Annotated in this window: 10 protein-coding genes and 2 pseudogenes; 11 read left to right on the top strand and 1 reads right to left on the bottom strand. The window is 48.1% G+C overall.

Translation table 11 applies throughout. The features are described 5' to 3' along the window. Positions 1–311 precede the first annotated feature (311 nt). The 7 genes and pseudogenes from ACGF7G_RS11765 to ACGF7G_RS11735 all read left to right on the top strand — a co-directional run. Positions 312–580 (top strand): annotated as a pseudogene (locus tag ACGF7G_RS11765) (hypothetical protein); the annotation flags it as partial. 87 nt (positions 581–667) lie between these two features. Continuing rightward, positions 668–2,803 (top strand): type I secretion system permease/ATPase, encoded by a 2,136-nt coding sequence (locus ACGF7G_RS11760; RefSeq protein ID WP_387465672.1) that lies wholly within the window; start codon positions 668–670, stop codon positions 2,801–2,803. A 104-nt stretch (positions 2,804–2,907) separates the two neighbouring features. After that, positions 2,908–4,323, top strand: a complete 1,416-nt coding sequence (locus tag ACGF7G_RS11755) for an HlyD family type I secretion periplasmic adaptor subunit (RefSeq protein WP_387465670.1) — start codon at positions 2,908–2,910, stop codon at positions 4,321–4,323. A 121-nt stretch (positions 4,324–4,444) separates the two neighbouring features. Continuing rightward, positions 4,445–4,960, top strand: a complete 516-nt coding sequence (locus tag ACGF7G_RS11750) for a DUF5625 family protein (RefSeq protein ID WP_387465669.1) — start codon at positions 4,445–4,447, stop codon at positions 4,958–4,960. A gap of 126 nt (positions 4,961–5,086) precedes the next feature. Continuing rightward, positions 5,087–5,617, top strand: a complete 531-nt coding sequence (locus ACGF7G_RS11745) for a DUF5625 family protein (RefSeq protein WP_387465668.1) — start codon at positions 5,087–5,089, stop codon at positions 5,615–5,617. A 58-nt stretch (positions 5,618–5,675) separates the two neighbouring features. Further along, on the top strand, positions 5,676–6,206 hold the full coding sequence (locus tag ACGF7G_RS11740; RefSeq protein WP_387465692.1) for a DUF5625 family protein: 531 nt from the start codon (positions 5,676–5,678) through the stop codon (positions 6,204–6,206). Positions 6,207–6,240: 34 nt separating this feature from the next. After that, complete coding sequence (locus ACGF7G_RS11735; protein WP_387465666.1) at positions 6,241–12,528, top strand: S8 family serine peptidase; 6,288 nt, start codon at positions 6,241–6,243, stop codon at positions 12,526–12,528. 41 nt (positions 12,529–12,569) lie between these two features. Here the strand turns inward: ACGF7G_RS11735 and ACGF7G_RS11730 are convergent. Then, positions 12,570–12,659 (bottom strand): annotated as a pseudogene (locus tag ACGF7G_RS11730) (hypothetical protein); the annotation flags it as partial. A gap of 230 nt (positions 12,660–12,889) precedes the next feature. Between ACGF7G_RS11730 and ACGF7G_RS11725 the strand changes: the two are divergent. The 4 genes from ACGF7G_RS11725 to ACGF7G_RS11710 form a co-directional block, all read left to right on the top strand. After that, entirely contained in the window at positions 12,890–13,099 is a 210-nt protein-coding gene (locus ACGF7G_RS11725; RefSeq protein WP_387465665.1) for a YbfA family protein, read from the top strand. A gap of 181 nt (positions 13,100–13,280) precedes the next feature. Then, a complete protein-coding gene (locus tag ACGF7G_RS11720; RefSeq protein WP_133815382.1) occupies positions 13,281–14,024 on the top strand; it encodes a type 2 GTP cyclohydrolase I in 744 nt (247 codons plus the stop codon). Between the two features lie 590 nt (positions 14,025–14,614). Further along, positions 14,615–16,294 carry a ShlB/FhaC/HecB family hemolysin secretion/activation protein gene (locus ACGF7G_RS11715; RefSeq protein ID WP_387465663.1) on the top strand — a complete coding sequence of 560 codons (1,680 nt, stop codon included), beginning with the start codon at positions 14,615–14,617 and terminating at the stop codon, positions 16,292–16,294. 62 nt (positions 16,295–16,356) lie between these two features. Then, on the top strand, positions 16,357–17,861 hold a 1,505-nt coding region (locus ACGF7G_RS11710), incomplete at its 3' end, for a filamentous hemagglutinin N-terminal domain-containing protein (protein WP_387465661.1).

The raw sequence follows: 17,861 nt of genomic DNA, 5'->3' as shown, positions 1-17,861 counted from the left end.
ACACGCTTTCGCCCCTTACAGGCGAAATAGCTTCAATTGTTACTTAAATTATTTTAAACTATTTTTCGATTATATAGTTTTTTAAATTGACGGCTTTGCTAAATTCAGTATTATATATAGATAATTCAATCACTTACGCATCGATTAGGTTCGGTGACCGTTGGGGTGAAGAAACCGGCGATAGTCCGGTTTCTTTGTATGTATACGGGAATAAATTTCGTGCGCACACCATTTTTTGTCGATGATTACAATTTATATTACGGTTTGCTAGCTGGAACAAAGTATAAATGGCTCAACCTTCCTGGCCTGCTTTCTTATATTACCGATGGGTGCGCAGCATCTATATCCTGTGCTATCTGCGTGACCCGCAGTTAGAACGGAACGTGTATCGCTTGCAATTCGGCCATCTTATCTCGGCTGCGGAAAAAGTTTAATGCGGAAGGCAACACTTAAGGCTCTTGCCTTTATCACCCAAATATCGCCAGTAGCCTGGTGGCATATCTGGCTGAACGGGCATTACACCTTCCAGAACGACGGGAAAATCATCGACCTTAATGCGCTTGTGGCAGGACTAAATTAACAACAAGCGGCAGTAGTCATTCTCTACATTGCCTAATGTTTTCAGTTTACAAAGGTAGGCACGTACGCAATATGGAAAAAAGAACAAATGAGTATTGAGTCGCCCCATTTTTCCCCAGAATTGGATACCGGCCTGATTTGCCTGACCATGTTGGCCAGGTTTCACAACATAGCCATATCGACCGAACAACTTTCACACGAGTTTTCTACTACCAATCAAGGGGTTACCCTGCAAGAGCTGCTGCTGGCTGCACGGAAGTCGGGGTTGAAAGCCAAGGCTGTGCGCACCACACTTGCTAGACTTGAGCACACGCCATTGCCCGCTATTGCCGTTGACCGAGATGGGACGTTTTTTATTTTGGCCAAGCTGGATCAGGAACAAGTTTTGATTCAGGATCCGCGTTCGGCGCGGCCCGAAGTTATCAGCTTCGAGGGGCTTGAGCAGCGTTGGACTGGGCAACTGGTGCTGGTGCGTTCCAGTAACGGTGTGTCCGGCGAATCCTCGCGTTTTGACTTCACTTGGTTTATCCCGGCTATCGTCAAATACCGCAAGTTGTTGGGTGAAGTTTTACTGGGGTCTTTTGCCTTGCAGCTGTTTGCCTTAGTGACTCCGTTGTTCTTTCAACTGGTCATGGACAAAGTACTGGTGCACCATGGCCTCACCACACTGGATGTTGTCGCAGCGGGGTTGCTGGGCATCATGCTGTTCGAGTCGGCCTTGAGCGGTCTTCGTAGTTACGTGTTTTCCCATACGACCAGCCGTATTGATGTGGAGTTGGGTTCGAGTCTGTTTCGACATTTAATCAATTTACCGCTGGCTTACTTTCAGGCCAGGCGCGTTGGTGATTCTGTTGCTCGTGTACGTGAACTGGAAAACATTCGTAGTTTCCTCACCGGCAACGCCATTACGCTGATGATCGATGTCTTTTTTTCCTTGGTATTCATCGTGGTAATGCTTTTTTACAGTGGCTGGCTGACGCTCATTGTACTGTTGTCTTTGCCACTCTATGCTTTGGTATCGGCGTTGGTGACACCTCTCTTGCGTAAGCGATTACAGGACAGCTTCACCCGCAACGCCGAAAATCAGGCGTTTCTTGTTGAAACGGTAAATGGCATCGATACCTTGAAGTCAATGGCGGTTGAACCGCAGATCATCCGTAAATGGGATAACCAGATGGCGACTTATGTGGCCGCGGGTTTCAAAACTCAAACCTTGTCTACTCTCGCCAATGAAAGTGTCTCACTTATCGGTAAGCTGGTGACTGTCGCTACACTCTGGCTTGGTGCCCGCCTTGTGATCGAGGGGCAGCTGTCGGTGGGGGAACTGATTGCATTCAATATGCTGGCTGGTCGTGTCAGCGGTCCTATTATGCGCTTGGCGCAATTATGGACCAGTTTCCAGCAAACCGGAGTATCGGTACAGCGTCTGGGTGACATCCTCAATTCCCGTACTGAATTGTCTCAGGCTACACGTAGTGCAGTACCGCCGCTCAAGGGGAGGGTAGAGTTTGAACAGGTGCATTTTCGTTATCGTCCCGATGGCTCTGAGGTGCTGCGCGGCATCAACTTGGTCATTGGTGCGGGAGAAATCATTGGAGTGGTTGGCCGCTCCGGTTCTGGCAAGAGCACCCTGACTCGCTTGTTGCAGCGGCTTTACGTTCCGGAGCGCGGGCGGGTTATGGTCGATGGCATGGATCTGGCATTGGCTGATGTGTCTTCGCTGCGCCGGCAGATTGGTGTGGTGTTGCAGGACAATATGCTATTCAACCGCAGCATTCGTGAAAACATCGCCTTGAGCGATCCGGGTGCTCCGCTCGAAGTGGTCATGCACGCCGCCCGCATGGCTGGAGCCCATGAATTCATTCTTGAACTGCCTGAGGGTTACGACACGATGGTGGGTGAGCACGGTACGTCACTTTCGGGCGGTCAGCGGCAACGGGTGGCAATTGCCCGGGCCTTGATCGGCAATCCTCGCATTTTGATTTTCGACGAGGCGACCAGTGCGCTGGACTACGAGTCTGAACGGGTGGTCCAGCAGAACATGCAAAGCATTTGCAAGGGACGCACGGTCATCATTATCGCCCATCGGTTGTCGGCCGTACGCGACGCTCATCGTATCCTCGTGATGGATCGCGGGCAGATCGTTGAACAGGGTGCCCACGCTGAGTTACTGGCGCGCCAGGATGGTCATTATTCACGACTGTTTCGAATGCAGCAGAGCTGAGAGTCTTCCATTTCCCGGCACGTACGATAACACCGGCTAATAACGTAACCAGAGGCAGAAGTGATCAAGACAAACATACCCCAATTCAAGGAAAATAACTTCGTATGAGTGCCACTCTTTCCTTATTGCAGCGCTATCGCCACGCGTGGCATCAGTCCTGGCGCCAACGTAAAAGCATGGATGTATCGCCGCGGCTCGCTCATGAATTACAGTTTTTACCGACGGCTTTGGAATTGCAGGAAACACCTGTTCACCCAGCGCCGAGAATTTTCATCTGGAGCATCATGGGCTTCGCTTTATTGGCATTGCTTTGGGCTTGCATCGGCAAAATAGAGGTAGTGGCGGTCGCTCCGGGAAAGGTCGTTCCCAGTGGCAAAACCAAGCTGATTCAACCCAGCGAAACGGCGGTAGTCAGAGCGATCCATGTCAATGACGGTCAGGCGGTGAAAGTTGGCGAGTTATTGATCGAACTCGACCCGACTGCGGCAAACGCCGATGTTGGTCGGATCCAGAGCGAGTTGCTGGCTGCGCGTATCGACAGTGCGCGGAGCACAGCCATGCTTGATGCGATCAATCAGCAACAGCCGCCAGCGTCGCTGGTAGGAACGATTGCCAACGCCAACTCAGAGCAGGTGCTCAGTGCCCAGAGTTGGCTTCAAGGGCAATATCAGGAATACCGTAGCAACCTGGAGTTGGTGGACGCTGAAATCCGTCAACGCAGCGCCGAAATCCAATCTGCTCATGCTCAGGTGGCTAGCCTGCGAAAAACGCTGCCGATTACCACGCGATTGACCGAGGACTACCAACGGTTATTGACGAAACAGTATGTGTCGCAGCATGAATATCTGGAAAAAGAGCAAACCCGGTTGGATCTGCAACGTCAGTTAAGTGTGCAGCAGGCCAGTGTCTTGCAGCACACTGCCGCCCAAGAGGAGGCGCGACGTCGGCGTGAAACTGTTATTGCGCAAAATCGCCGTGCTATGCTTGATCTGCAACAGGATGCTAACCAGAAAGAGGCGATTTTGAGCCAGGAATTGGCGAAAGCCCGTCATCAGGAAACCCTGACCAGCCTCAAAGCACCTGTGGCGGGTACAGTTCAACAACTCGCTGTCCATACCGTTGGTGGTGTGGTGACAGAGGCTCAACCACTGATGGTTATCGTCCCCGCAAACCAACCGATAGAAGTGGAAGCTATGCTGGAAAATAAAGATGTGGGGTTCGTACACACAGGTCAATTGGTCACCGTCAAGGTGGAAACCTTCAATTTCACCAAGTACGGCACTGTTGATGGTGAAGTGCTCAGCGTGTCGAACGATGCCATCGAAAACGAAAAGCGTGGACTCATCTATAGCACCCGTATTCGTCTGAAGTCTGATCACTTGTTGGTCAATGGTCAGCGAGTTGCTCTGTCTCCGGGCATGTCGATCACGGCAGAAATAAAAACCGATCAGCGTCGGGTGATCGATTACTTCCTAAGCCCATTGCAGCAGCATCTGGATGAAAGTTTGAGAGAGCGGTAAAAGAATGAATGCTTGGTGAGGGCTTTTCTGTGGACCCGGTTCGTCATATTCATCGTTTTTTGGGTTTGAGATAAGTTGCTGTTAATGTTTTTCGCAGTCTTACTTTGTTTGGAGTGACATGGTGAAGGTATTACGTGTGCATGAAAGGTTTAAAAACTGGCGAAACATTATTATTTTTATGAGTTGCATCTTATTAATGGCATGCTCTGAGCGCATTGATATCTGCAAACCGATTGATGTGTCGCATTCTGGGCAATTTGTCAAGATTGATTTTGAAATCAGTAATGTTAAAGCTTATTCGTTTGCCCTGTTATTTACGGCTGGGGATAGTCGTGAAGAAAAAGAAAAACGAGTTAAGTTGCTCAGTGCCCATGTTGATGGCGTTGCTATTCCTATTTCGTTTCGCTTGGTTAAAGACGGCAAGGTTCTTTTTGACGAGGAAATAGATACGGTGGGTGCACGAAGTTGGGGGGAGAGCATATATTACAAAGAGAAAAAAATAAATACGCTGCGGCGCCACATTGAAATATTTCAGTTCACTCCAGGACATTACTCTGTGGTAATTACCACCTTGAAGGATATGCCTGAGTTTAATGGCATTGAGAGTTTTGTACAGCTCACGCCTTTTCCGAATTAAAAGTATCAGCATGTATCCACCATACTTCGAGGCGTATTTATTCCCCTGCTCCGCAGGGAGATAATAAATTCATATTGAAATACGACAAGTATAAACAAAGGAAATATCAAAATCTGGAGTGATGTGATGAAAGTTTTACAGGTACACCAAAGGTTCAAAAACTGGCGTAACATGATTATTGTTTTGAGTTGTGTCTGGTTAGTGGCATGCTCTAAGCACATTGATGCAATATACAAACCGATTGATGTGTCGCATTCTGGGCAATCCGTTGAGATTAACTTTGAACTCAGTAAGCGCAAGGCTGGGGATTATCAGTTTGCCTTGCTGTTTGCGAAGGGGCGTTCTTATGCTGAAATGGAAAGGCGACTTGAGTTATTCGGGAGTATTGATAAGGACGGGGTTACAACCCCAGTTTCTCTTCGTCTGGTTAAAGACGGCAAGGTTTTTTTTGACGAGAAAATAAACGCAGTGGGGCGCGGTTGGGGGCGATCCTTCTATTACAAAGAGAGAAGTATAAATACCGCGGTGCGCAATATTAAAATACTGGAGTTACCCCCCGGACGTTACTCTGCGGTAATTACCACACTGGAAGATGTGCCTGCTTTTAATGGCATTCAGAGTTTTGTAGAGCTTGCGTATTTTAATCCGAAGATTTAATAAGATTTAAAATGGTATCAGTATGAACAAAGAAAATATAAAAATTTGGAGTGACGTGATGAAAATATTACGGGTACACGAAAGGTTTAAAAACTGGCGAAACATTATTATTTTTATGAGCTGCATCTTATTAATGGCATGCTCTAAGTACATTGATACTATATATAAACCGATTGATGTGTCGCATGCTGGGCAATCCGTCGAGATTAATTTTGAACTCAGTAAGCGCAAGGCTGGGGATTATCAGTTTGCCCTGCTGTTTGAGAAGGGGCGTTCTTATGCTGAAATGGAAAGACGATTTGAGTTATTCGGGAATATTGATAAGGATGGGGTTACAACCCCAGTTTCTCTTCGTCTGGTTAAAGACGGCAAGGTTTTTTTCGATGAGAAAATAAACGCAGTGGGAAGCGGTTGGGGGCAATCTTTCTATTATAAAGAGAGAAGTGTAACTACGGCTGTGCGAAACATTAAAATACTTGAGTTACCTCCCGGACGTTACTCTGCGGTAATTACTACCCTAGAGGATGTGCCTGCTTTTAATGGAATTGAGAGTTTTGTCGAATTCACCTATTACAATCCGAAAATTTGATTTGCTTCTGTAAAAAAACAAGGAAATAACAAGTATGGAAAAGAAATACACTGTAACCTATAAAGTTGCTCCGATGGGGGCTACGTATATTTATCAGGCCGATAAGGGCGATCACAAAGCGGGAGACGTACATTCTTCATCTGGTGGTCATATGTGGTATGTAATAAATGACGGGAACGGAAATGAAATAAGTTACGGTTTCGAGTCAAAGTATGGTGAACCGTGGGGTGAAGGGCAAATAACGACTCATGATAATGCTGCCTACCAACAGACCTCTTATGAAGTTACCGTAGCCTTGACTGAAGCTCAGTATAACAAGTTAGCCGCATTTTCGGAAAATCCAAAGGGAATAGGTGGATTTAGGGATACAGAATACAGTCTGCACTCCAACAGTTGCGTAGATTTCGTATTTTTTTCATTAACATCAATTGGATACAATAAGCATGGTATGCAAGGAAATCAGTTTCCCGTAAATAACATTACTCCTTTGAGTAATATGTTAAAATATAATGGAGCTGAAATTATTCGTAACAATCTGGTTCGTGATGGTAAATATTATGAGTATCATATAGCAAGAGATGTCGTTAAAACTTTATACCTGACCCCGGATGAGAGTAAGCGTGTCCCTACACCATCGACAAACTTGATTAACATTGATATCAATTCCTCTCCACAGCCGCAGAAACATATTCAGGGAGAAAACAAAGCCCAGCAGGATGTTGCTAACGGTTATATCCAAAATTCAGCAACACATAAAATATCTGCTCTTGGAGATATCCTCAATAAAACAGACTTCACCTCAACCCAGATGGCCGGCCTTGCCACTGGTGGCATTCGTCCCGGTGAAATGCAGCTTGACCCCAATGTACGACCTAACACTTATCTGTCGGAGTTCTACAAGCCTTTCTACCAACCCGGGGACACTAGCAAGCTGGATTTTGGCCTACGCAATGCTGTGACGTTGAACGGCTTGTCGGCGATGACGACGTTCAACACATATGTTGACCCGCTGTTATTGGATCTGAGCGGCAATGGTGTGCACATGACCGACATTCGTGACGGAGTGCTATTCGACATGGACAACAGTGGTACGCTTAAGCGCAGCGGTTGGGCTGATAGTAATACAGGAATACTGGTGATCGATGATGGTAGCGGTCAGATAAAAAATGCCAGCCAGGTGTTCTCTGAATACTACGGTGGTAAGGCCGGAATAAACGGTGCCGCTGGCGAGAAAAAATTCAAGGATGGTTTCGGTGCTTTAGCCAGTGAAGACGCCAACAAGGATGGAGTGATTGATGAACGAGATCCGATCTGGAGCCAGTTGCGGGTCTGGGTTGATGGTACACACGATGCAAAAGTCGATGCGGGCGAACTCAAAACACTGGCGGAATTGAGTATTACCCAGATAAACGTCCGGGCTTCGAACAAAACAGAAGTCCGTGATGGGAACAAAGTCGTTGCCAGTGGATCGTTTACTATCAATGGTAAAACTCAGGAAGTGTTGGCCGTCGACTTTCTTGGTGACCCCGTCAGTAATACCTTGAGTACTGAGGGAGCAGGCACACGAGTGACCTCCACTCACAACGACATCACAACCACGGCTTACGCCAGCCAGAGTGAAACAGATGAAACCTTAGATGCGGGGCAACTGGGGGTGAGCAATCTGTATGGTGGTAGCGGCAATGATACGTTGATTGCGGCAAAAACCGGTAGTTGGCTGGTCGGGGGTGCAGGGAGCAATACTTATGTAGGTGGCGCTGGCGATGATGTTTTTGTCATCAGCGCTTCTGACGATACGAAAAACATTCACGGCAATGGAGGGCACGATACAGCAATCATTGTTGGCAACAAAGGCATAGAACTGAACATGGCCGAGGCCGGTTTAACTATGGCTCAAGGCGGGAGCGGCAGTGATGTCATCAGAAGCGGTGGAGCCAATGGTGTCTTTATCAAGGGGGGCTCCGGCGATTCGGTTCTGGTCGGTGGAATGGGTAACGACGTTCTAGTCGGCGGCAGCGGGCACAACACCATCATTGGTGGCAGTGGCAAGTCGGTTATCTATGCCGGTCCTCAGGGCGACACAATCTATGCTTCCGAAGGCGGTAGCATCATTCATGCAGGTGGCGGTGCCGATAAGATTTTTGGAGGCTTTGGTGACGACGTTATCGAAGTGGGTCACGGCAATGCCACGATTGATGGGGACGGCGGGGTCAACATAGTCAGCCTACACGGTAACCACGGCGATTATCGAATCACCCGCACCGACAGTGGGTATGAAGTGGCCGACAAGATTGCTGGGCGTGACGGCACAGTAACGCTGAAAAATATCCAGAAACTCAATTTTTCGGATATTTCGGCGGTTGATTTACAAATACCTAATGCTATGCCTGTCGAGGATGTCCTCACCCACGGCAAGGACGGCAAGGTTTTTGATCGTACTCAGGCTCATCTGATTTCCGCAGAAAGTCTGCTGGCTAACGATCAGCACCTCAACAGTCAGGGAGGTCTGCGCATTGCCAATGTTGGGGATGCGATAGGCGGTACGGTCAGCCTTACAGCTCAGGGCGATGTCTTGTTTACGCCGGATGCAGATTACACAGGTGTAATTAGCTTTAAATATGGTGTAACTGATGCAGCTGGTAATCCGTCAGCATCGGTAGTCGATCTGAGTAGTGGGGAAACAGCGCCGATGCGCGCCGTTGCCACATTACTGACGCCGGAAGTGCCTCTCGATCCATTGGCTGCCCAGCAATGGTATTTGAGCGATGCCAACATTCTGCCGGTCTGGAAGGACTATACCGGCAAGGGGGTACGCATTGGTCAGTTCGAGCCGGGCGGCCAGTTCGCCACCGCGCCCGAAATCTTTGATATCAATCACCCCGACCTTGCGGCGAATGTTGACAAAGCTTGGTTGCAGACTCAACAAACCAATGGCACCTTGCCGAACGTGGTGTCGAACCACGCGACAATGGTGGCGGGTGTGATGGTCGCGGCGAAAAATAATACAGGGGGCGTCGGGGTTGCCCATGATGCTACATTGGGCGGCTATTATCTGGCCAATAGCGGTGCTGATCTTGCGGGACTGGGGCATATGGTCAGTTTTGACGTTGCCAACAATAGCTGGGGATTTACCAACGATTTCGTGCTCAGCAGCTTTCAGGACGGCTCTATAGATACTGCCGCATCGCTGAGCATGAATGCGCAGTACGCGGCGGCTAATGGTCGTGGCGGATTGGGTACCGTCATCGTGGCGGCGGGCGGCAACCATCGTGCGGAAGGCGGTAATGCCCAAGGGTCGCTGACCAATAACAACCGCTTTTCGGTGGAAGTCGGTGCGATCAACGCACAGGGCGATTTGTCGACTTTGCAGATTGGCTCTTCACCGTTCTCCAACCCGGGAGCCAGCCTATTGGTTTCGGCACCCGGTAGCAATGTCGTGTCGACCAGCTATATGCTGAAAACCGATCGTGGCTCAACCTTCGGCAATGACTACACCAGCATGCAAGGCACCAGCTTTGCCGCTCCGATAGTCTCCGGTGTTGTTGCGCTGATGCTTGAGGCCAACCCGAACTTAGGCTATCGGGATGTGCAGCAGATCCTTGCTCTATCCGCTCGCAAGATCAACGATCCCTCTACCGAATGGAGCGATAATAACAGCCACAGCTGGAATGGCGGCGGCATGCATACCAGCAACGATTATGGCTTTGGTCAAGTCGATGCGCGGGCCGCTGTTCGCTTGGCCGAGTCTTGGATGACCCAAAGCACCGCTGCCAATGAGTACGTCTATAGCGCATCCAGCGGGCCTCTAGGTAAAACCTTGGCAGCGGGTGAGACGTTGACGTCTTCCATCGCCATGAATGCCGGTCTGAATGTCGAGCATGTCGAGATCGATTTTGACGCTCAGGTAGGCCGCCTTGGCGATCTGACGCTCAAACTGATCTCTCCTGATGGCACTCAGAGCATATTGCTCAATCGTCAGGGTAAGGTGCCAGACGGCATGCCGGGCGCGAGTGCGACCGATCTGGGTAGCAGCCAGTCGGGGACGTTCAAGTACAGCTTTATGTCAACTCATGATTTTGGTGAACGCTCGGTTGGCAACTGGACCCTACAGGTGACCGATGCGAGTTCCGGCCTGCCGGTCACATTAAATGCCTGGTCGCTACGTTTGTACGGCAGCAAGAGCACTCCGGATGACACTTACTTTTACACCGACGAATATATCCAATCGGTGGTCGAACAGGCCAACCGCACGGTGCTGGATGACGCGGTCAATGGCGTGGCGGGAGGGCGTAATACCTTCAATGCGGCGGCTGTTTCGCGGGATACCTCAGTCAACTTGCTGACCGGTGTTGCCAGTATTGGCGGCACAGCATTGACGATAAAGGATCCGTCGAGCATTCAGAACATCGTCACCGGTGATGGCAATGATACGCTGGTCGCTGGTAATGCCGATGCATTGCTTGATGGTGGGCGTGGGAACAACACGCTGGCAGGCGGTGCGGGCAAGGACTTTTTTGTGGTCCACCGCCGTGAGGCAGGCAGCGATGTTATTAGCAACTTCGAGGCCGCTCGTGGCGAAATCATCGATCTGGTAGGATTTCGTGGAAAAACGTTTGCCGATCTGCGGCTGACACAGCAGGGGGCGGATGTTAAGGTCGATCTGGGTAAGGAGCAGAACATTGTCCTGAAAAACCAGACACTCGCCGGGATCGGTGCGGCGAACTTTAAGTTCCAGGACACCTTTATCGCCCCGATGGCTTACACAAGTAGCGACACCTCAACGCTCCAGCCACAGGAAGGTCTGGGAACCGTGATCCTCAAGGGCGGCGGCAAGGGCGTTATGCTCACTAGCGATGCTCAGGGTCAGATGAAATTTAGCTTGAATGGGACTATCTATAGTCATGACAGTGCGGTATCAGATGTTTTTGTGGTGGCTGCCCAATTAGGCGTTAAGGACTACAAGAATGCATTACGTGGGTTCCGTCACGGCATTGATAAAATTGATTTGCGTCAAACCGGAATCACTGATTTCAGCCAACTAACCATCTCTAAGAGCAATCGTGGCACGATTAACGGCCTGTCACAAATTCATGGCATTGACGTTATCTTTAATGGGGCCAGCGGTACTGATTCAAACGTGAAGCTGCTGTATCTCGATACCCTGGATACTTCGCAGGTTGATGCAAACGATTTCCTCTTTGCAGAGCTTGGGCCGGATTTGGTCCCAACGGTCGGGCCAGTGGTGACGCAATCTCCCGATAAACAGACGGTTACTGTACCGGGCTCATTGACACCAATTGTCGCTCCCCTTGATGTTGACAAGCCTTTACCGCTTCCCTCTATCGACCGGAAGCCGATTAGTATTCCCCCGAGGAAGCCGGTTAGCATTCCCCTTATTGACTGGAATCTGACTAAAATTTCTTCTATTGATATTGACCGGCAGATGATTAGACTTCCCCCTGTCAAACTGGAGCCGGTTAGCATTCCTCCTCTTGAACTACATCCAACGTTCACCGCTCCGAAAATTGAGCCAGCAGTGGAACCTACACCACTGACCACTGACCCCAATTCTATTACGGTCGGAAATCCTTTTGCCAAGGTTACTTTGGGGGACGAGAGTAAGACTATCAATGTGGAAGCTATAGGCGGCACAGTAGTTGCAGGCAACGGTGATAATAAGGTGAATGTGACGGGACGGGAGTCCGATATCACGCTAGGTAATGGTAACAACGTCATTATCGGCAATGTCAAAACACTAACAGTCGGACATGGTAATAATCGCATTACCAACACGGGAGTTTTTACGAAGGTGAAAGTCGGGGATGGTAATAATAATATCGTGGTCAGCGGTAGTACGCCGACGGTAGAAGTCGGGGATGGTAATAACAATATCGTGGCTAGCGGTCGTATGCCGGAGGTGAAAGTCGGGGATGGTAATAACAATATCGTGGTCAGCGGTAGTATGCCGACGGTAGAAGTCGGGCATGGGGTCAACGACGTGGAATTTAGTGGTGAGATGGGGAACTTGGTGTTCGGAAAGGATATCAGCCCTGATCGTCTGTGGTTCCAGCATGAAGGACAGGATCTGCAAATTTCGGTCATTGGCAGCAAGCAGGAGGTAACACTGCATAATTGGTATGCCAGTCCTTCCGAACGACCAGATGACATCATGGCCGGTGACGGTCATCGGTTGATGGACAGTAATGTCGAACACCTTGTTCAGGCTATGGCTGCATTCGCGCCGCCGGCACCTGCGACCGCAATGCTCAGTGATGTCGAGCAACAGCGGCTGCAACCTGTGCTAGCCGCCAACTGGCACTGATCAGTAACAAGACCCGCGATGGTTATCGCGGGTTTTCATAAGTCGGCCAGTTTGCCTGACTGATGTTCCAGCTGTTGTATAAAAACTCTGGCGCACTGAACCCGTAACGTACGTAGCTTTTTGTTACCCCGTTATTAATTCCATTCTCATTAACCGTTAATTAAATGTTATTGTTTGCTTGTAATATTACGTTTTTATCATATTTAATGTAATAAAATTACATGATATGGAAAATAACCGCTTTAAAGTGGTCAGATAAGTAGTAAATTTTCATTTTGTGCGGTAAAATTTTAAACAATTTACAGATGGATTATTTTTGGGATTCTGCTGCACAGCGGGATCTTTTTTAGGAGGGTCTAATATGTCTGCATATCGTAAATATCCTCGGCACCAGATTCTTTTACGTCGTATTGGTGCTGTAACTGTAGGTGTGTTGGCGCTACCCGTTATGTTGTTTCGTTGTGATCGTGCCCGTTTTTACAGTTATTTGTACCGTGTATGGATAAAAACCAGCGATAAGCCTGTATGGTTAGAGCAATCCGAGCTGGTTGCTCAAGTCAGAAATAACTGATGTTTGGCGGGGAATCGGGTTCCCTGCTGTTGATATATAGTTAAATAGTTAAACGCCTTGCCTGTTTATTCTGGCAAGGCGTTTTGCTTTATCCTGAATCGGAAAAATCACAAAGCTCAATTGCTATGGTCAGTGCAGATGGGTATGTTACTCCCACACAACCAAATACAGGACGAATATGATGCATAATATTGAGCTGGAAAATGTGATTAACCAAGAGCTGAATGTTGGCGAGTTTCAGGATTATGCGCCCAATGGTTTACAAGTTGAAGGGCGTACTCATATTCAGCGGGTCGTTACCGGTGTCACAGCTTGTCAGGCGTTATTGGATGAAGCGGTTCGTCATCAGGCTGATGCAATTATCGTTCATCATGGCTATTTTTGGAAAAATGAACCAGCGGTGATTCGTGGCATGAAACATCGTCGTCTAAAGACGTTGCTCTGCAATGACATTAATTTATATGGCTACCATTTACCGCTGGATGCCCATCCATCACTGGGAAATAACGCGCAACTGGCCCAGAAGGTGGGGGCGAAAGTTATCGGGCTGATTGAGCCATTCGTACCGTATGGGGAATTTGAGCAGCCAATAACGCCGATTGAGTTAGCTTCACGCATTGAACAGGCGCTGGGTCGCAAGGCATTGCATGTGGATGACAATGCTCCTGCACAGATTCGTACTCTTGCCTGGTGTACCGGTGGTGGGCAGAGCTTTATTCAACCGGCGGCTGAATTTGGTGTTGATGCGTTTATTACCGGTGAAGTTTCAGAGCAGACTGTTCATATCGCCCGTGAAATGGGGCTGCATTTTTATGCGGCGGGCCATCATGCCACTGAGCGTTATGGTGTTAAGGCGTTAGGTGAGTGGTTAGCTGATAATTATGGGTTGGATGTGACTTTTATTGATATTCCCAATCCGGCTTGATCAAGTTTTTCTAATTCGATAATAAACGAAGCCCACCAGAGTGGGCTTCAAAGCTTTTGACAAACTTTTCATATTTTCATAATTAACGTTGTTTTATCCGCTTTATAGAATTGTGAATTTTGATCCTGATGATCCGGCTACACACGCAAGCGGTGGCTACGTTTGATAATTTAGAGGGCAGGATAACGTGTATCTGCTCTTGAAAAATGAGCATACACTAAGGAAGATGGCGAGATCAATTTTTACGGTGATTTCAGTCGCGCTGGTATAACCTCAATTCCCACTAAGTCATTTCCCCAATAGGTTGTTGACCAACCCATTTAAAAACATCCCCAAAGACATAAGCAGAAGGCTACACACCTGCCAGGCTAGGGACGTAATACCATTAATAAATTTAAAAAACTGCTATTGGTTTATAAAATTATCTCCATTCTTATTACCATTTCATGGCATTTAATACATTTCATTCCCCATTGTCAGGATTAAAGAACCAGATCTTGATCACATTTCATACTATTCATTCAGACAGGCAATTAATACCAAATTAGAATAGTTTAATAATGTCACTATCAAATTATTAACTATTATCTATGAGAAAATTATTTATTCATCACCGAAGTCTGGCAGGGCTTATTCTGCTGGCAATTTCCGCACTGGCACAGGCTTCAATCCCTGTCAGCCCTGCGGATCAAGAAACCATCACTCAACAACAAAAAGCCGTGTTGCAGCAAGCCCAACAGCAACGGGAAGCGCTGCGTCACAATATCCCCTTATCCCCTCAACCCGTTTTAACACCGAGTGCATCTGAATCTGTTTGCCACACCATTCAACGGATTGAATTTGCAGGTGCAGAAAGCCTGTCAAGGTCAGTCAAACAGAACTTGATCCACCCTTATTTATCTCATTGTTTAACTTTACAGGATATTAATGGGCTGATGCGTAAAGTATCGAATGCCTATATCGAACGAGGTTATGTCACATCCCATGCCAGCCTCAAAACACAGGATTTATCCTCCGGTACCCTTATTATTACCGTGAATGAAGGCAACATTGAGTCAATCAGCCTTGATGATGAAACACCCCTCTCACTCAAAATGGCCTTTCCGGGCATGGTTGGAAAAACACTCAATCTGCGGGATATTGAGCAAGGCATGGAGCGCTTGAACCGCCTGCCCTCCCAACAGGTGACCATTGATATTCAGCCAGGAAAGCAACCTGGCTATTCTGCGGTTATCTTAAAACGAACTTCGACACGTTTACCGTTCAGTGCCAATTTGGGTGCGGATAACAGTGGTCAGAAAAGCACAGGCCCCGGACAAATCAATGCCAGTGTGAACCTAGATAATCCATTACATCTTGCTGATCAGTGGTCATTATCTGCCAGCCATAACAGTGATTTTCGCAATAGCCACCAAAACCGAAGCCTCACTTCTAATGTAACGATCCCTTATGGCTACTGGCTGTTCAGTTATCAATATGCGTGGAATGATTCCTTCCAGAATATCCTGGTTGACTCACCAGCCTATCGCTACGAAGGCGACGGCCAGACTCACCGGCTAACAATAAACCGGGGGTTATACCGTGATGGCGAACAGAAGCTGGCGCTGGATATGGGATTGACGCGCCGCCAGACAACCAATTTGTTGGCAGGAGAGAAATTATCCATCAGCAGTCCGGCACTCAGCACTATTAGCCTTGGTATTAACTACAGTTCCGCACTGGCAGGGAGCTATATCACATTTAACCCGGCAATAAGCCACGGTTTACCGGTGCTCGGTGCGACAAAAGATGATCCTCATTTCCCGGATGCACCACGGAGTCAATTCCGTAAATTTAGCCTGAGCGCCAGCTATTTTATGCCAGTTACAGATTCCATTTATTACCTTTCATCCATTTACGGCCAGACCACGCCGGACAACCTTTACGCCAGCGAACGTCTCTCGCTGGGTGGGCAATATTCCGTCAGGGGATTTAAAGAACAATATCTCACTGGCAACCGCGGCGGATATTGGCGCAATGAGCTGAACTGGCGAATTTCAGCGCTGCCTGTACTGGGTGAACTCTCCTTAACCGGTGCGCTGGATACGGGATGGTTACGGGGAAAAGCCAGACAAATTGATGGTGGTAATATCACCGGCACCGCGCTTGGCCTCTCACTGAATCACCGCAGGTTCAATCAGGCGATAACTGTTGGCAAGCCACTCACTCACCCTGACCACCTGAAACCGGATCACTGGGTGGTTTACTGGTCTGCATCACTCATTTTGTAATGATGCAAGACATAACCTATTGAAACAAAACATTTCCATTGCAATAAAATAAGGACTGATACATGAGTCAACGTAGCACCTCTGTGACAAGGGTCACGAGTTATCTTTTAATTTACCTTACCGCTGTTTATCCCCTTCATCCCGCTATGGCGGCTGGGATAACGCCGGATAACGGCCACATACAGGTACAAAATCAGGGTAATGTCCCGGTGGTGAATATCGCCACACCGAATGACGCGGGGATATCCCACAACACTTATCAGGAATTCAACGTTGCCACTCAAGGTGCCGTACTCAATAACGCCACTCAGGCGGCCCAATCACAACTGGCCGGGCAACTTAACGCTAACCCGAACCTCAAAGGCAACGCGGCGGAACTGATTATTAACGAAGTCACTGGCAACGGACGCTCTGAACTGCAAGGTCAGTTGGAAATTGTCGGCAATAAAGCCAACGTGATGATTGCCAACCCTAACGGTATCACCTGTGATGGCTGTGGCTTTATCAATACTGCCAGCGCCACTCTGACCACCGGTAAACCCCAGTTTGATAAACAAGGTGCGCTGGAAGCACTCGAAGTGAAACAGGGCCAGATTACCATTGGTAGCAAAGGGCTGGATGGCAAAGCGACGGATTATGTCGATATCATCAGCCGGGCAACGGAACTAAATGGAAAAATTCAGGCTAACACACTCTCTCTGACGCAGGGAGCCAACCGCATCAGCTTAAAAGACGGCACGGTTAACTCTCTCGCTGGAGAAGGCGCTAAACCGCAATTAGCCATTGATACCAAAGCATTAGGCGGCATGTATGCCAATAAAATCCGGCTGGTGGCCACTGAAGATGGTGTTGGGGTGAATTTGAAAGAGTTAACCAGTGACCAGCGTGATATCACTTTAAACGCTAACGGTAAAATCGAATTAGGCAATACCAATGCTAAAACCGACTTAAATATTATCGGCAAAGAAACGCATATTGCCCCGAATATTACCGTGCAAGCAGAGCGGGATATGACTCTGGCAAACACCACGCTGGAAAATAAAGGCCGCGTAACCGCCGGCCGGGATATGCGGGTATTCAGTGACACCGTGCGCAATACCGGTGATAAAGCGCTGCTGCAAGCCAACAATAATCTGTGGATACAGAAAGATGCGCAGGGAAATAAAGGTCAGTTAGTCGAGAACAGATCGGCGACAATAAAAACCGTCAAGGGGGATTTGGTTGTCAGGACAAAAGATCTGAATAATACCCGCGATGTCTTTGTTATGCAAAATAAGCCGGTAACACTGGATTTTACAGACAGAGATATGACCGTATTTAATGATGTCAATATTTTTGGCAAGCCCTATGCTATAACAGCAGAGTTGACACCACTTCCTGACAAATGGTTCGGTCATGCCTATTTCAGTCGTCTTAGTTTTGAGGATAACAGAACAGAAAAAGCTTATTTAAATAATGCCAGAATGAAAAGCAGGGTATTAGAAAATTCTCTGCCCGGTCTTATCCTCTCGGGAAGAAATGCTTATATTAACAGTGATAACTTATCCAATCAGATAAGTAAAATTGT

The sequence above is a fragment of the Photorhabdus sp. RM323S genome, from assembly GCF_042879375.1.
Lineage (GTDB): Bacteria > Pseudomonadota > Gammaproteobacteria > Enterobacterales > Enterobacteriaceae > Photorhabdus > Photorhabdus tasmaniensis.
The sequence above is the reverse complement of the archived record's forward strand: the minus strand, read 5'-3'. Positions and strand labels throughout refer to the sequence as shown.